Origin of the sequence: Pseudoalteromonas sp. S1608 (assembly GCF_005887265.1) — a bacterium.
Classification (GTDB): Bacteria; Pseudomonadota; Gammaproteobacteria; order Enterobacterales; family Alteromonadaceae; genus Pseudoalteromonas; species Pseudoalteromonas undina.
Genome location: NZ_PNDK01000025.1, coordinates 60792 through 76827 on the forward strand (window position 1 = coordinate 60792; position 16036 = coordinate 76827).

The 16036-nt window shown below is 40.3% G+C and carries 17 protein-coding genes; 1 reads left to right on the forward strand and 16 read right to left on the reverse strand.

Annotated features, from left to right (window positions below):
• Positions 1–8: 8 nt before the first annotated feature.
• The 12 genes from cheD to CWB75_RS11690 form a co-directional block, all read right to left on the reverse strand.
• Positions 9–626 (reverse strand): chemoreceptor glutamine deamidase CheD, encoded by a 618-nt coding sequence (cheD, locus tag CWB75_RS11635; protein ID WP_138570708.1) that lies wholly within the window; start codon positions 624–626, stop codon positions 9–11.
• Positions 610–1440 carry a CheR family methyltransferase gene (locus CWB75_RS11640; RefSeq protein ID WP_010392403.1) on the reverse strand — a complete coding sequence of 277 codons (831 nt, stop codon included), beginning with the start codon at positions 1438–1440 and terminating at the stop codon, positions 610–612. Before CWB75_RS11640 ends, cheD begins: the two co-directional genes overlap by 17 nt.
• Before the next feature lie 68 nt (positions 1441–1508).
• Entirely contained in the window at positions 1509–4208 is a 2700-nt protein-coding gene (locus tag CWB75_RS11645) for a methyl-accepting chemotaxis protein (RefSeq protein WP_138570709.1), read from the reverse strand.
• A gap of 48 nt (positions 4209–4256) precedes the next feature.
• Complete coding sequence (locus CWB75_RS11650) at positions 4257–4742, reverse strand: chemotaxis protein CheW (protein WP_008465584.1); 486 nt, start codon at positions 4740–4742, stop codon at positions 4257–4259.
• On the reverse strand, positions 4724–6814 hold the full coding sequence (locus CWB75_RS11655; RefSeq protein ID WP_138570710.1) for a chemotaxis protein CheA: 2091 nt from the start codon (positions 6812–6814) through the stop codon (positions 4724–4726). The genes CWB75_RS11650 and CWB75_RS11655 overlap by 19 nt, the downstream gene beginning before the upstream one ends.
• A gap of 14 nt (positions 6815–6828) precedes the next feature.
• Complete coding sequence (locus tag CWB75_RS11660) at positions 6829–7191, reverse strand: response regulator (RefSeq protein ID WP_008115349.1); 363 nt, start codon at positions 7189–7191, stop codon at positions 6829–6831.
• Positions 7192–7199: 8 nt separating this feature from the next.
• A complete protein-coding gene (locus CWB75_RS11665) occupies positions 7200–7472 on the reverse strand; it encodes an STAS domain-containing protein (RefSeq protein WP_008465590.1) in 273 nt (90 codons plus the stop codon).
• 162 nt (positions 7473–7634) lie between these two features.
• Complete coding sequence (locus tag CWB75_RS11670; RefSeq protein ID WP_008114152.1) at positions 7635–8252, reverse strand: SCO family protein; 618 nt, start codon at positions 8250–8252, stop codon at positions 7635–7637.
• The gene (gene cyoE / locus CWB75_RS11675; protein WP_138570711.1) at positions 8249–9178 is read right to left on the reverse strand and encodes a heme o synthase; all 930 of its coding nucleotides are present in this window, start codon (positions 9176–9178) and stop codon (positions 8249–8251) included. The genes CWB75_RS11670 and cyoE overlap by 4 nt, the downstream gene beginning before the upstream one ends.
• 12 nt (positions 9179–9190) lie before the next feature.
• On the reverse strand, positions 9191–10180 hold the full coding sequence (locus CWB75_RS11680; RefSeq protein WP_138570712.1) for a COX15/CtaA family protein: 990 nt from the start codon (positions 10178–10180) through the stop codon (positions 9191–9193).
• Positions 10181–10192: 12 nt separating this feature from the next.
• Positions 10193–10687: a redox-active disulfide-containing membrane protein gene (locus tag CWB75_RS11685; RefSeq protein ID WP_010392391.1), complete on the reverse strand. Its 495-nt coding sequence runs from the start codon at positions 10685–10687 to the stop codon at positions 10193–10195.
• Entirely contained in the window at positions 10677–11417 is a 741-nt protein-coding gene (locus CWB75_RS11690) for an SURF1 family protein (RefSeq protein WP_138570713.1), read from the reverse strand. The genes CWB75_RS11685 and CWB75_RS11690 overlap by 11 nt, the downstream gene beginning before the upstream one ends.
• A 13-nt stretch (positions 11418–11430) precedes the next feature.
• Between CWB75_RS11690 and CWB75_RS11695 the strand changes: the two genes are divergently transcribed.
• Positions 11431–11742, forward strand: coding sequence for a DUF2909 domain-containing protein (locus tag CWB75_RS11695; protein WP_138570714.1), 312 nt, complete (start codon positions 11431–11433; stop codon positions 11740–11742).
• Here CWB75_RS11695 and CWB75_RS11700 read toward each other — a convergent pair.
• From CWB75_RS11700 to coxB, 4 genes are read right to left on the reverse strand one after another with little or no spacing between them, the layout of a single operon-like run.
• Entirely contained in the window at positions 11642–12517 is an 876-nt protein-coding gene (locus tag CWB75_RS11700; protein ID WP_055012742.1) for a cytochrome c oxidase subunit 3, read from the reverse strand. The two genes, CWB75_RS11695 and CWB75_RS11700, sit on opposite strands and share 101 nt — an antisense overlap.
• 35 nt (positions 12518–12552) lie before the next feature.
• Positions 12553–13083 (reverse strand): cytochrome c oxidase assembly protein, encoded by a 531-nt coding sequence (locus tag CWB75_RS11705; RefSeq protein ID WP_010392384.1) that lies wholly within the window; start codon positions 13081–13083, stop codon positions 12553–12555.
• A complete protein-coding gene (ctaD, locus tag CWB75_RS11710; RefSeq protein WP_010392382.1) occupies positions 13083–14675 on the reverse strand; it encodes a cytochrome c oxidase subunit I in 1593 nt (530 codons plus the stop codon). The genes CWB75_RS11705 and ctaD overlap by 1 nt, the downstream gene beginning before the upstream one ends.
• Positions 14675–15817 carry a cytochrome c oxidase subunit II gene (gene coxB / locus CWB75_RS11715; protein WP_054202822.1) on the reverse strand — a complete coding sequence of 381 codons (1143 nt, stop codon included), beginning with the start codon at positions 15815–15817 and terminating at the stop codon, positions 14675–14677. Before coxB ends, ctaD begins: the two co-directional genes overlap by 1 nt.
• Positions 15818–16036 lie beyond the last annotated feature (219 nt).

The following is a 16036-nucleotide window of genomic DNA, read 5'->3' on the forward strand; positions in this document are numbered from 1 at the left end:
AGCCATCCTTAAAACAGTTCTATATCAGTGGCTTTGGTTTGCTGTTCAAGATTATGCAAGTAACGCACTTCACGTTTTTCAATAGTGTTATTGTGTAAGTTTCTTAGCTTTTTAACCTGTACTTTTCCATCATGAGGATTAAAAAATATTTTACGCGGCCAGGGTCCGCCCATATCATGCGCCACTAAGTTTAGCGCTTCTTCTGCTATATATGCATTGGCAAAACTGATATTGCCAATACCAATATCTGTCATTGCGCTAATTATTTTGCCTCCCCCAAACAGTTTTACTTTTAAGTTTGCCCGGGAAGCGCCATTTTTAAGCACTTCATTAATTAAATATTCCATAGCCCAGTTACCATAACGACAACTTAAACTATGCGCTTGGTCAATTCGCTCACCTTTTTGAATAGGTAGCATAAAGTGATTAATCCCGCCAATACCTAGCTTATCGTCGTAAACACAAGCAGCAATGCACGACCCGAGCACTGTGGTGATCAGCTCATCGTTTTTAGAAACATAAAATTCACCTGGCAATACCTTAGCGACCACACGCTCTCGCGTGGCATCCCAATAGCGTTTAATATGCTCAAATCCCGCTAATACCGGCTTAAATTGTGTTTGCATGAGCTACTTTCTGATACATGGTTTTCCCTAAGTTTTTAAATAAGACATGCTCTTTCCCCATGGTTTCTGAATGCCCTAAAAATAAATAACCTTGGTTATTTAAAATATCGGCATAACGGTTAAAAAGCTGATCCTTTGTCTCTTTATCAAAGTAAATCACTACATTTCTACACAAGATCAAATCAAATGGGCCTTTCATCGGCCAATCTTGGAGTAAGTTTAAACGCTTAAATGAAATACATTGCTGTAGCTTAGGTTTCACCTTATAACTTTGCCCGTCTTTGCTGGTTAAAAACCAACGCTTGAGCAATGCATCATCCAGTCCATTCACATTTGCCGCAGTATAAATACCGCTCTGGGCTTTAGCTAGTACATTAGAATCAAGATCAGTTGCTAAAATTTTCACATCCCAATCACTTGGAAAAGCCCCTTGTAAGGTCATAGCTAAACTGTAGGGCTCTTCGCCGGTAGAGCAACCTGCAGACCAAATACGAACGCGTTTATTATGCTTATTTGCTTTTAGCATCGCAGGAATAAACTGCTCTTTTATAAATTCAAAGTGATGAATTTCACGAAAAAAAGAGGTTAAATTGGTAGTTATGGCGTTAATAAATGCATCAAACTCCTGGTCCTTATGATTTTTTAAGTAATCAAGGTAACTAGAGAAGTTTGTTAATTTACGCTCACGAATTCGCCTTGCTAATCGTGAGTAAACCATTTCGCGCTTATGCTCCCCAAGCACAATACCACAGGCGTTATACACTAAATGAGCCACTTCCTTAAAATCGCTATCCGTTAATAAAAACTCTTTCATTATGTACTCTCAAATAAATATAAAGATAGATTCACACTACTTCTGTGTGTGAACCATCTAAAACAGGGTTAAAACTCCTCCCACTCTTCAGCTGAGTCTACAAAGTTTTCACCTTTGCTCTTATTATTAACGAAGCTATTTTGTTGCTTATGCGTTATTTCAGGGGTGCGAATAGTGGGCGATACCACCGCCATATCTTGCTGCCCTAGAGAAAAGAAGTGCAGTAAACGGCGCATTTCATTAGCCTGCTCTGCCATAGACTCACCTGCAGCCGATGCCTCTTCAACTAATGCCGCATTTTGCTGGGTCATTTCATCCATTTGCGATACAGCTTTATTTACTTGCTCAATTCCTGCGCTTTGCTCTTCAGAGGCCTGAGTTATATCAGCTATCATTTGTGTCACACGTTTCACCGATACCACAATCTCTTGTAACGTCACACCTGACTCATTTACAAGAGCGCTACCATCAGCAACTTTACCAACACTATCTCTAATTAACTCTTTAATTTCTTTAGCTGCACCAGCTGAGCGCTGAGCTAAGTTACGCACTTCACCTGCAACAACCGCAAAACCTCGGCCTTGCTCACCTGCTCTTGCAGCTTCTACAGCTGCATTGAGCGCTAATAGGTTTGTTTGGAATGCTATTTCGTCTATAACACCAATAATGTCAGCAATTTTTTTACTCGATTCGTTAATAGCCGACATACTGGTTACGGCCTTATTAACAACCTCACCACCTTGAATTGCTTTATCACAGGTTTCTTCAGCTAAGTCATTAGCTACCTTGGCATTATCAGCATTTTGACGTACCGTACTGGTCATCTCTTCCATACTAGAAGCTGTTTCTTCTAATGATGATGCCTGCTCTTCTGTACGCTGGCTTAAATCAGCATTACCTTGTGAAATTTCTTCAGCCCCACTAGCCACCAAAGTGGCTGATGTGTTAATTCGATTAATAACCTCGGTTAGTTTATCTGCTGTTGCATTTGCATCTGTTTTCAGTTTTTCAAACGAGCCTTGGTATTCCTTTTCAATCCGTTTAGATAAATCACCAGTAGCCATGGCATCGAGCATATTGCCAGTATCAGTTACCGCATCGTCAACCACTTTAACTAAACTATTAAGACCCTGAGCTAAACGAAGGAAAAAGCCATCTTTTCCTTGCTCAACCACACGGCTATTTAGCTCCCCTTTACTTGCGGCACTGACCAGCTGAGCAACCTCTTTTTCTATAGCTACTTCTGCTGTTCTGTCTTCCCATTCAACTACAGTTCCAATTCGCTCATCGTCTGGCGTAATAATTGGGTTAGCAACTAAGCCAAAGGTTCTGCCGCCCACTTTAATTTCAGTGCTGTAGGTATCCGTTAACTTAGCCAACATATTTTGCTGATGGGCTGGATTTTTATGAAATATATCAATATTTTGATTCAGTAGATTTTTGCTATCAAAGTTAGGTAAATCAATGCGTATATCATTTTGAGCATTGCTCATCATATTTTTCACCGCGTCATTCATATAAACAATCACATTCGATGCATCTGCAATCATAGTGTTTGTTGCTACAGTGTCTAACGCTCGGCGAACACGTAAGTTCTCCTGTGCTCTGGCACGCTCTGCATCGGCCTTAAATACTTCATCAGTAATATCTTGCCACTCAACAATTGTTCCCAAGCGTTCTCCTTCTTCGTTAAACCATGGCGAAGCAATTAAATCAAAAATAAGACCAGCTAATTTAAGTGTCGCTTTATGGGGCGCATCTAATTTTTTTAATAGCTCGCGCTGATGCGCCGGATGTTGGTGAAAATCATCAACACATGTGCCGATTAAATCACTTACAGCAAAGTTAGGTAATACCGATTGCAAATCTCTTTCGCGTGCTTTTAGCATTTGCTTAACTTGTTCGTTGGCAAAAATAATGTTTAAGTCATTATCAGCCATCATCACATTGGCTTGGCATACCTTTAAGGCGTTGGCTAAGTCGGCAGTTTTTTTAGAAGTTCGTTCTAGCTCTTTCTGCTCAGTTATATCTGTGGCGTATTTAATAATTTTTAACACTCGCCCATCCATGTCATAAATGGGGTTATAAGAAGCACTAATCCAAATTTCACGGCCTTGTTTATCAAAACGTAAATACTCTCCTCGGTCGTACTCACCCCGCCCCAGTTTGGCCCAGAAAGTTTGATAATCCGGACTATTTGCATATTCTGGTGCAACAAATAAACGATGGTGCTTACCTTGTATTTCATTAAGTTGGTAGCCAAATGTGGTTAAAAAGTTATCGTTGGCATTAATCACTGTGCCATCTAAGTCAAATTCGATAACTGCTTGTGATTTGTTTATTGCTGCAACTTGTCCAGCTGCTTCGGCTGCCTTTAATTTTTGCATTGTGATCTCTGTGGCAAATTTAACCACTTTAATCACTTGCCCCTGAGAGTCTAAAACAGGATTGTAGGTGGCTTGTATCCACACTTCTTTACCATTTTTTCCAAACCGCTTAAATTCATCTGAAATAAACTCACCCGCGTTCATTCGCTGCCAAAACTGACGATATTCATCACTTTTCGCTTCGCTAGAGCTAATAAATAAAGAGTGGTGCTGACCTTGTATTTCAGCCAGAGAGTAGTCCATTACACGCAGGAAATTAACATTGGCAGTAATGATTCTTCCATTCGGCTCAAATTCAATTATTGCTAATGATTTATGCAATGCATTCATTATCAAATCATTGCTTGATTCAGACTGTTTTGAATTACTAAACCATCCCATGCTTATCACCACCTTTAAGTTATTTACTTTATTTAGTTACTGTTACCGCTAAATATCCATGGTTGCAGGCAAATCAATTAAGGCGACCATTTTTTCGCCTACATTGACTAACCCTGCTACATATTCACTTTCATTGGTCTGGGTTAAACTCGGCACAGCTTTAGCATCTTGCTCTGCAATACTATAAACATCTGCCACTGCATCTACCGTAATACCCATTACTTTACTTTCTTGTTCAAACTCTATTTTTACAATAATCACTACTGTTAACGGCCCATAGGCAATTGTGGGTAAACCAAAACGTAACCTCAAATCAATAATGGGTACTATCGTGCCGCGTAGATTAATAACGCCTTTTACGTACTCAGGGGCATTTGGCAGTGCGGTTATGTCTTCCCAGCTACGGATTTCTTGCACCGTTAATATATCTACTCCGTATTCTTCTTCAGCCATAATAAAGGTAAGAAACTGCTTAATGCCCTCTTTGCGCTGTAGCTCAATATTGCTATTTAATGCTATTGATTCAGAGAACATGAATCCCCCAGAGTCGCTGATGGCTCAATACTCAATGCTTGGCTGCCAGGTTTTTTTAATCCTGAAAGCTTAATCAAACCGCTAATATCTAAAATTAACGAGACACGACCATCACCTAAAATAGTTGCCCCAGAGACTCCGTCCACTTTGTGGTAATTAGCCTCCAAGCTTTTTATAACCACCTGTTGCTGTGAAAGTAAATCGTCAACGAGCACCCCGACTTTTTGGTTATCGTTCTCCACCACAACCAATAAGGTCTTATCTAATGATTCAATCGCACCTTGATGGTTAAAAATCTCGTATAGGCGCAGAATAGGAATGTATTCATCACGTAACCTGAGTACATCTAGGTCTTTACCAACACGGCTTACTTTTGCAATATCAATTTGTAATGACTCTACAATTGAGATCAGTGGAATAATGTAAGTATGCTTGGCCACTTTTACCAATTGCCCATCTAAAATAGCTAAGGTGAGCGGTAGCCGAATAGTAAAGGTAGAACCAATTCCGGCAGCAGATGTCACCTCTACCGAGCCATTTAATGATTGGATATTGCGTTTAACCACGTCCATACCCACACCCCGGCCAGATAAGTCACTTACTTCATCAGCAGTAGAAAACCCTGGCATGAATATAAGTTCGTTAATTTCATCATCTGTTAACTCGCTATCGCCAGCAATTAGCTCGTTAGTAATCGCTTTTTCTTTAATCTTTTGAGTGTTAAGGCCTTGACCATCGTCCATGATTTCAATGACGATATTTCCTCCCTGATGAAAAGCATTTAATGTAACTTTGCCCACAGGATCTTTACCTGCCGCAATACGCTTTTCTACAGTTTCAATACCATGATCCAGTGAGTTTCTTACTAAATGCACCATAGGATCAGATATTTTTTCCATCACAGTTTTATCTAACTCGGTTTGCTCTCCGATCAGCTTTAACTCCACCTCTTTATTAAGCTTTTGAGCAATATCACGCACCAGACGTGGAAAACGACTAAATACAAAATTAATTGGCAGCATACGAATACGCATCACGTTTTCTTGTAAGTCTCGGGTATTATGCGCTAGTTGCGCCAATCCCTCTTGAAGCGAGGTTACCGCAGTGGCTGTCATTTCCTGTTCGCTAAGCTGATTTAACATTGCTTGGGTAATAACCAACTCACCCACCATATTAATCAATGAATCAACCTTATCTATACCAACCCGAATAGAGGTAGATTCTGGCGCGGCTTTTGCGCTGGGCGCATTGGCAGCTGCCTTTGCTTTATTTGCTTTGGGTTGCTCAGCAGTTTTGGGAGCTTCCTCCACAACAGCCGGTTCGTTAATTAATTCCTCTGATCCGGCTTTAGCATCATTAAATAAGCCACCGCATAGCTCGACTTTAATATCTGCATCATCTTCAACCCATTCAAAAATCTCTTTAATGGCTTGCTCATCGCGCTCAGTGTTTAAGAAAAACCGCCAATATAAAAAGCACTCATCGCTGGTTAATTCTTTAATATCAGGTATGGCATCGGTGAATGCCTGTACTTCTAACTCACCAAGCTCGGCTAACTCGCTGATCATAAACAAAGGTTCATTACCGGTTTTAAAAAGATGAAAATGTGGCTTAAAATCAATCTGATAAGTATTAACTATAACCTGCTCATGATGTGTTTCTTCCCCTTGCTCCTCACCAGCTGGCATACCTAGTAATTTTTCGAACTGCTCACGTAAAGTATCTGCTTGGGCTAAATCTGGTTCTTCCTGTACTTTTAGCGAACTTAACAAAGCCCTTAAGCAATCCACTGATTTAAGTAATAAATTAATATGCTCGCTAGTTATATTGCGCTCACCTTCACGAATTTGATCCAATAATGTTTCTAAAACATGGGTAAAATTTGCAATTGAGTTAAATCCAAAAGTAGCACTGCCCCCTTTTATTGAATGAGCAGCTCTAAATATAGTATTAATGGTTTCTAAGTCTTCTTCGCCTGGCACTAAGTTGAGTAATTCAGTCTCCATGATATCGAGGCCTTCAAAACTCTCTTCAAAGAACACTTCAAAAAACTGGCTTAAATCAATACTCACAGTGCACTCCTAAGTTAACGGATTACTTTTTTTAGCACGGCTAATAGCTGATCTGGATTAAAAGGTTTTACAATCCATCCTGTTGCCCCAGCAGCTTTACCTTCTACTTTTTTATCCATCCCCGACTCCGTAGTAAGCATAAGCAGCGGTGTAAACTTGTAATCTGGTAGCCCTCTTAGCTCTCTAATAAGTGTGATCCCATCCATAATTGGCATGTTTACATCAGAAATAACTGCATCAAAACCTTGTTGCTTGGCAATGGCTAATGCCTCGCTGCCATCTTTGGCTTCGGTAACATCAAACCCTGCTGTTTTTAACGTAAAGCTCACCATTTGGCGCATTGATGCAGAATCATCGACAGCTAAAATTCTTTTCATATAAACCTCTAGTTAGTACTTTCTGAAGCTAAATATTCACTTAAACCGAGTTGTTCAATGGCATTTTTTAATGCGTCACTGCTGCCAACCCAGGCAATTTTTTGATTGATAGTAAGAAGGTGTTTTTGTAGGGCACAAAGGAGTTGAACCGAGGCGGTATCAGCAGACATGACATCGCTAATATCCAGACAAATATCTCGGCTATTATTAAGCTCGCTTAATAAATCTTGATGTAAAACGTCAACCTGAACAATTGAAAGCTCATTTGGTAGTTTAAGCATTTTTAAGCTTTTCCTTATCAACTCAATCCATAACAAAAGCTTAGACCGAGATAAAGAAAACGCCATAAAAACGACTAAAAAATAACTAATTAATTAAAAACAGCTGTTAAAAAACGTAAAAAGGGGCACAAAGCCCCTTGAAAATTGTTAAACCATTAAAAACTAGTTTTTGTAGTAATCTGCTATTTCAATAAATTCCGCTGTTAATTTTGTAGTATTCACCAAAGGCACATCTCCTTGTTTAAATTCGGGCTTAAAAATAGCTCTCAGGGCGCCACTACCATCAACAAGTGCAACCGATGCACTATGATCCACCGCATAGTCAGATTCATCACTATCACTAATTGCATAAATTAATCCCAGCTCTCGTACAAATGGAAATAAGTCTTTATGCTCCCCAGATACAGCTAAAAATTTAGGGTTAAAATAATCTATGTACTCTTTACGCTTTTGAGCAATATCTCGTTTAGGATCAACAGATATAAACCACACCTGCAGTGGATAGTCAGCTTGTAAGTTTTTATAGACATTGTTGAGCTTAGCAAGCGTCATTGGACAAATGTCAGGGCAGCTTGTGTAGCCTAAAAACACTAAGTTCCATTGATCTAAAAACTGCTTTTTGGTTACTAACTCCCCCTGTTGATCATTTAGCGAGAAATCAGATAACGGTTTTGCAGTTTCGTACACTAATGCATCAAGATCTTGTAAACTTTTTTTATCATCACATGCCGATAAAAAAAGCACCGAAAAAACAATTAACCCACACCATAACTGCTTCATATAACTAGCCATTTATCTATAAATAAGATAGCAAAGAGTATCATTAAATGAACAATCGAAAAACGAAATAAATCCATTGCGGTGTCTTCTTTGGCGGCAAATTTTAAGTTAATTGCTTTGTATATAAAGAGTATATTGAGGATACAGGCCCCACTTAAATAAATAAGCCCCGACATACCTATCAAATAGGGTAATACGCACACAATGGCTAATAGCACCGAGTACGCGAGCACACAGGTTTTACAAAAGTCGATTCCATGGGTGACAGGTAACATAGGGATTTTAGCGCGTTCGTAATCACTTTTACGCGCGATTGCTAACGCCCAGAAGTGCGGAGGAGTCCATGTGAATATAATCATAACCAACAACCAAGGAGCGGCTGCCATTTGATTGGTTTCAGACACCCAACCAAGTAAAGGTGGCATGGCGCCAGCCAAACCACCAATCACTATATTTTGTGGCGTGGCGCGTTTTAAAAACGACGTATAAATAAATGCGTAACCAACAAGTGCAAATAAGGTAAGTATGGCAGTGAGTGTATTTGCCCACAACATCAACATAATAAACCCTGCCACGCCAATAACAGCAGCAAAACTCAATGCGTGTAATTTACTTAAGCGTCCTTTGGCGACTGGGCGGTGGCGTGTACGTGCCATTTTACTATCAATTTCACTATCAACCACATGATTGATAACGGCAGCTGCCGCAGAGAGTAAACCAATCCCTAATAAACTTATGAACTGAACCCCAATGCCTCTACCAACGTCAGGGGCGAGAGCCAAGCCCACCCATGCCGTTAACACCAACATAGCCACCACTTTAAATTTACTGATTGCTAAATAATCTTGGATTAAATGATAACTTTTAGTCAATAACGATGGGCTATAAACGGGCTGCATTGCTTTTTTGTTAATTGTAAGTGCCATAACGATTCCCCTTTAGGTACGGACTTTTAGGTAATAACATAACCTAACCATAGTTAATAACAGTATGGCAGCCATTAAGTTATGCGCCAGCGCAACACTGATCGGAAAGTGAAAATATACTACAGCTAACCCCAACGCTATCTGGCAAAATAACGCTACCAATACACTCACTGTGCAGCTTTTAATTTTTTGTGAATAGGCATGGCTGTATATTCGCCACATAACGAGTGCCAACACAATACAAGTGACCAATGCCCACATACGATGCAGTAAATGAATAGACATACGCGCTTGTTGTGACAACACGCCAAACTCATAATTGCTGTGCTCTAACGGTAGCTGAAAAACACTACTGAGCGAAAACGGCTGAGCATAGCTACATAGCGGTAAACCATTACAATGTGGCGCGGCATAATTAGCCGCTAACCAGCCACCTAAGGCGATTTGAAAAATAAGTACCGTGAGCGCCACCAAGCTTAGTTTAAAGTGAGGTTTTGCACCTGCGTCCCCCCCCGTAATTGGCTGGCTAGTCAGCCGTAAGTACAACAACGTTAATAACGCCAAAATACTAAACCCTCCGAGTAAATGCCCCATCACAATAAGCGGCTGCAGGTTCATAGTCACCGTCCACATGCCAAGCGCGGCCTGAAAAATAACAAGCAAAAGCAGTAGCATCGGTAATTTTACGGGCGTAGTCGGATACTGACGTTTTACAAAAGCCAAAATAAACAACACTAAAATTAATACCCCCAGCGTGCCGGCAAAATAGCGATGAATCATTTCTTTCCATGCTTTTGCTGTTTCAAATATCATATCGGGGTAGCTTTGAATCGCATGAGCAATCTCGGCTTCCTGTTTTGGTACGGTTAAAAAGCCATAACAACCAGGCCAATCGGGGCAACCAAGCCCTGCGTCACTTAACCGCGTATATGCGCCTAGAGCTACCACAATTAATGCGAATAAACTCGTTGCTAATACCAAATTTTTATAGTTTTTATACATAGCAGCCTCTACTTAGCTTGAACGAGAGTAATTAAGTAATTTTTTTAGATCTTTTAATAATCCCTTTTGTATCAAACGGTTTTCTTGTGGTTGAGGGTTAAATGGATATTCCAGTACAATCAGTCCCATATGATCGATTAAATATAAACTCGCGGGTTTTAATTGCTGTTGTTCAGCAATCATATGCCAATGTGGCTTCGCAGCTTTGGGTCTCCCCATTATCGCCATATCTACTTTGTGTTGATTTTTGCCAAGGGCAACATATAAATTATCTAAAGCAGCGAGCTGCTCCGAGCAAGGCTCTTCGCATTGTGCTGAATAATTTAAAGCAATGGTCCATTGTTTTGGATTATGCTGCTGCCAATTGTCTAGCTTAATTTCACGTTCTAAAAACTCACCATGATTAGTAATTGCTGTAGGTAGCCAATCAAGTTTTAACGCGCTGTAAGCCAGCACTAAAGGGATAGCGCAGCATACAACAAAGAGCAACAGGGGTTTATTTTTCATTATCTATCCTCTTCTTGCTTGCAAAAATAGCAACTACCACACAGGCAATCGCAATTAAAAACCACTGTACTGAGTAGGCATAATGTTTTTCTGGACTCATCACAACAGCTTCATAATGGGGGGCCGCAATCTCATCATCGTCGCCTTGGCGATAGGCCATAAAATCCACTAAAGTTCGCTGGGATTGGCTACTGAGTGATTGCAGATCAATGATTTGAATTCGTTTAGCTAAATCTGATTGAGTATTGCTATTAGCTAAGGTAAAGCCACTTAAGTTATCTTCTTTAATTTGTGCCGTTAACGAAAATTTACCACTAGGTATTGTCACGTTTGGTAGGATTTCTCTTGAACTGCCTGCTTTTACCCAGCCTAAATTAACTAATAAAAAGCGCGAATCATCAGCTAACTTTAATAATGCCAGTAAGTCGTAACCAACCTGACCATTATAAATTTGGTTATCGAGCAGCCAATAATTATTGGTATCAAAATAACCACTCAACGAAACTAATACCCCGGTTTTATTCCACTCTTTTGGCAGTTGTTGCAACTGTGCCCAGCTCATAACCCCTTGCTGTTGTATATTTTCAATGGCATTAAGCTGCTGTTGCTTTTGATCTGCGCGCTGTAATTGCCAAAACCCTAAACGCACACAAACTAATACCACAATAACAACCAGGCAAACTGTGATTATTGAGCTAAGCTTTTGTTTGTTAAATACAACTAACTGCATAAGGGTAAATCCAGTGATTATTAAAATTATTATTGTTCTACTGTTATTATTTATATTGTTTAATTTATTTCGTGCTTTATTTATTATGGTGTCGGGAAAAACCAATGGACGCCCCATGCCTCACTTTTTAGGGCGTCGAGTGTTATTTTCTATTGTGGTATTAGTGATGGTAATTGCCGCACTAAAGCTCGGTTTAATTGCGGCAAATCAATCACCTTTGCCCACTACAGCACATATACAAAAACAAACAAACATAGCCAAACAACATCAACAAAATGCCAGTACCACGCCGCAGCTTGAAACGCGAAGTGCTTATTTTTTGTAAAGTGGCCTTTTAAAATCCGTAGGAAAACGATTAATAAAATAATGGTACCTAAGGTGACATGCATACCGTGAAAACCGGTTAGCAAAAAGAAGGTATTACCGTAAATTCCCGCATCAAGAGTTAAATTAAGGTCATTATAAGCATAAATATATTCTTCTACTTGGAGCCCTAAAAAGCATACTCCCAGTAAAATAGTTACGCCTAAAAACACCTTAAGTGGAGTACGTTTGTTATTTTCCATCGCTACATGAGCAAAATGCAGAGTTACCGACGAAGCTAATAAAATAAGGGTATTTATCAGTGGTAACCCTTGCCAGCCCATTGCTTGCGTAGAGGTGCCCCCAGGGGTATTTAACAATGGCCACACAGCCTCAAAAGTAGGCCATAACACTTCGTTAGTCATGGCGTTGTTATCGGCGCCTCCAAGCCAAGGCACAGAAAACATGCGAGCATAAAAAAGGGCCCCAAAAAAGGCCATAAAAAACATGACTTCTGAAAAAATAAACCAGCTCATACCTTGTCTAAATGAGCGATCCATTTGTGCAGAATATAAACCTTGATGCGACTCTTCAATCACATTTTTAAACCAGCTAAACAGCATATAAAGCAATACGGCAATACCCACATACAGTATGTAAATACCACTGCCTCCCTCTTTACCCATATCCATAACTGTTAAGGCTGCCCCTACCGCAATAAAAAATAGCGCCACTGCGCCAACTATTGGCCATGGGCTTTGATCAGGTACGTAATAATGTTCATATTTTTGATTCATTTCATTTGCTCCTAGTTTTTCACTAGTTTTATAAGCTAGTTATTACTGGCTACTAACTTCTCGCTAATATCAAATACGGTATAAGACAGAGTTAACTCCTCCACATCACTGGGTAACTCAGTATCAACATAAAAAAGTAATTTAAACTCTAACTCCTCGCCAGCCTTCAAAGGTTGCTGGTCAAAGCAAAAACACGCTATTTTGTGTAAATATTTAGCTGCTTTACCCGGTGCTACCGAGGGGATAGCCTGCATCACTTTGTCTTCATTACTGTTGTTTTTAGCGCTAAACATAACCTCACGCATGGCCCCTGGTTTTACATCTACACTGTATTCTTTAGATTTAACCTCAAAAGGCGCACCACTTTGGGCATGCGTGGTAAAACTAACGCTAACTTCTCTATTCTCAGTAACCAAGGTACTTTGCTGTGCTTGTTCTAGCGAGGGCTTACCATTAAGCCCGGTTATATCGCAAAACACGTCATATATAGGTACCATGGCAAATGCAAAAGCAAACATTGCAATGCAAATAACCACCAGCTTTTTTAATAACGGCAAGTGAGTCATTATTTAATGTCCGGCGGCGTTGAGAACGTATGATATGGCGCTGGTGAATCAACTTCCCATTCAAGCCCTTCTGCCCCATCCCAAACTTTTGCAGGCACTTTATCGCCCCCTTTTGCACATTTATACACAACAACAACGAACAGTAATTGCGATAAACCAAAGGCAAACCCACCTATACTAATAATGGCGTTAAAGTCAGCAAACTGCAGTGCATAATCTGGAATTCGACGTGGCATACCAGCTAACCCCACAAAATGCATTGGGAAAAACAGCACATTTACACTTACCAAGGACAACCAAAAATGCCATTTTGCCAAAGTAATATTGAACATATTTCCGGTCCATTTTGGCAACCAATAATAAGCCCCCGCCATAATAGAAAATACCGCGCCTGTCACCAGCACATAATGGAAGTGTGCAACTACAAAGTAGGTGTCGTGGTATTGAAAATCAGCAGGTGTGATCGCCAACATCAATCCCGAAAAGCCACCTAAAGTAAACAGCACAATAAATGCGATACTAAACAGCATGGGCACTTCAAAGCTAATAGAGCCACGCCACATAGTTGCTACCCAGTTAAATACTTTTACGCCGGTAGGTACCGATATCAACATAGTCGCGTACATAAAAAACAACTCACCCGCCACGGGCATACCTGTGGTAAACATATGATGCGCCCACACAATAAAGCTCAACAAGGCAATCGAGGAAGTGGCGTACACCATAGAGGCATAACCAAATAGTTTTTTACGTGAAAAAGTAGGAACAATCGTAGAGATAATGCCAAAGGCAGGCAAAATCATAATATAAACTTCAGGATGACCAAAAAACCAAAATATATGCTGGAACATTACCGGATCGCCACCACCAGCGGCGTCAAAGAAGCTGGTCGCAAAGTATTTATCGGTGAGTACCATAGTAACTGCACCAGCAAGTACCGGCATTACTGCAATAAGTAAAAAAGCCGTGATCAGCCATGTCCACACAAATAACGGCAGTTTCATCCATGTCATACCCGGAGCACGCATATTCACTATGGTGACCACCACATTAATGGCACCCATAATCGAACTGATACCCATTATATGTACCGCAAATACAAACATTGCTGTGTTGTCGTTACTATAAGTGGTGGAAAGCGGAGCGTAAAAGGTCCACCCAAATGCAGGACCGCCACCAGGCATAAACAGTGACGCTAACAAAATCAAAAACGCAAATGGTAAAATCCAGAAGCTCCAGTTGTTCATTCTCGGTAATGCCATATCTGGCGCACCAATCATTAACGGAATCATCCAGTTTGCCAATCCAGTAAATGCAGGCATTACTGCACCAAACACCATGATTAAACCGTGTACTGTGGTCATTTGATTAAAAAAGTGAGGATCAACCAATTGTAAACCCGGCTGAAATAACTCAGCCCGAATAACCATAGCCATTGCTCCACCAATCAAAAACATGGTGAGAGAAAAAATTAAATATAAGCTTCCTATATCTTTATGGTTGGTTGTAAATAACCAGCGCTTAAAGCCTGTTGCAGGTTGATGGCCATGATGAGCCTCATTGGAATTAGGTTGTTCTGCAATGCTACTCATTATTTAGCCTCCCCATCAGCATCCAGTGCCGCTTGTATTTCGCTTGGTTGAATTACCTCTCCGGTGTCATTACCCCATGCGTTACGCTTATAAGTAATAACGGCTGCTATCTGCTTAATAGATAATTGCTTTGCGAAAGACTGCATCGCTGTACCTGGTTTACCATGAAGTAAGATATCGATATGACCTTTGATATCACCTATAACTATTGGGCTGCCTTTAAGTGCTGGAAAGACACCCGGCAAACCTAAACCTGTAGGTTGATGACACGCTGCACAGCTCGCCATATAAACTTGCTCACCAAGAGCCATCAGCTCCTCTTTTGGTACCACTTGATCTAATAACGCAGCGTCTGCTTCAGCCGCTTTTTGTTTAGCTTGTTTAGCTTCTGCCAACCACGTTTTGAAGTCTTCTTCTGTTTTTGCTTCTACCACAACAGGCATGAAGCCATGATCTTTACCACACAGCTCTGCACACTGCCCGCGGTAAGTACCTACTTCATTAATATTGGTCCATGTTTCGTTAATAAACCCAGGGTTTGCATCTTTTTTAACTGCAAAATCAGGTACCCACCATGAGTGAATTACATCATCTGAAGTCATTAAAAAACGTACTTTTTGATTAATCGGTAGCACCAGCGGCTTATCTACTTCGAGTAAATAATTCGGGTTTTTATCGGCAAGATTCGTTATTTCATTTTGAGGAGTCGCTAACATTGAATAAAACTCAACGTCCTCCCCCATATACTCGTAATGCCACTTCCACTGTGATCCAGTAATTTTTATGGTGATATCAGCTTTGCTGGCATCCTCCATGGCAATTAACGTTTTAGTCGCAGGAATGGCCATAACAATTAAGATGACAAAAGGAATGGCAGTCCAGAGTATTTCTACTTTGGTACTTTCATGAAACTGGGCAGGGACAGCCCCTTTAGACTTGCGATGATGGATGAGTGCCCAAAACATAATGGCAAACACGATCACCCCAATCACACAACATATTAAAAATATGGTCATGTGCAGTTGGTATACATTATTACTTATATCAGTTACGCCTTTACGCATATTATATTGGCTATTAGCAAGCACATTTTGCGAAAAAACTAACAATATAAGCCACAAGGAAGAACTCAGCTTACCCATGTGACGGCTCCTTTGATGCTATTGCTGACGCAAAGCGAAGAGGCATACGGCTTAAACGCCCATTCGTTATTTTTATTTTTTATAAGGGTGCTGGAGTTGCTAAATGTGTGTGCTCAAAACGACAAGGCTGTGAGTTATTTTTATTCCAGCTCTTTAATAACTAGTTAAAAAATAAACAATAAGCAAGGTGAGTATGAAAAATAAACAAGGGGGTTACTT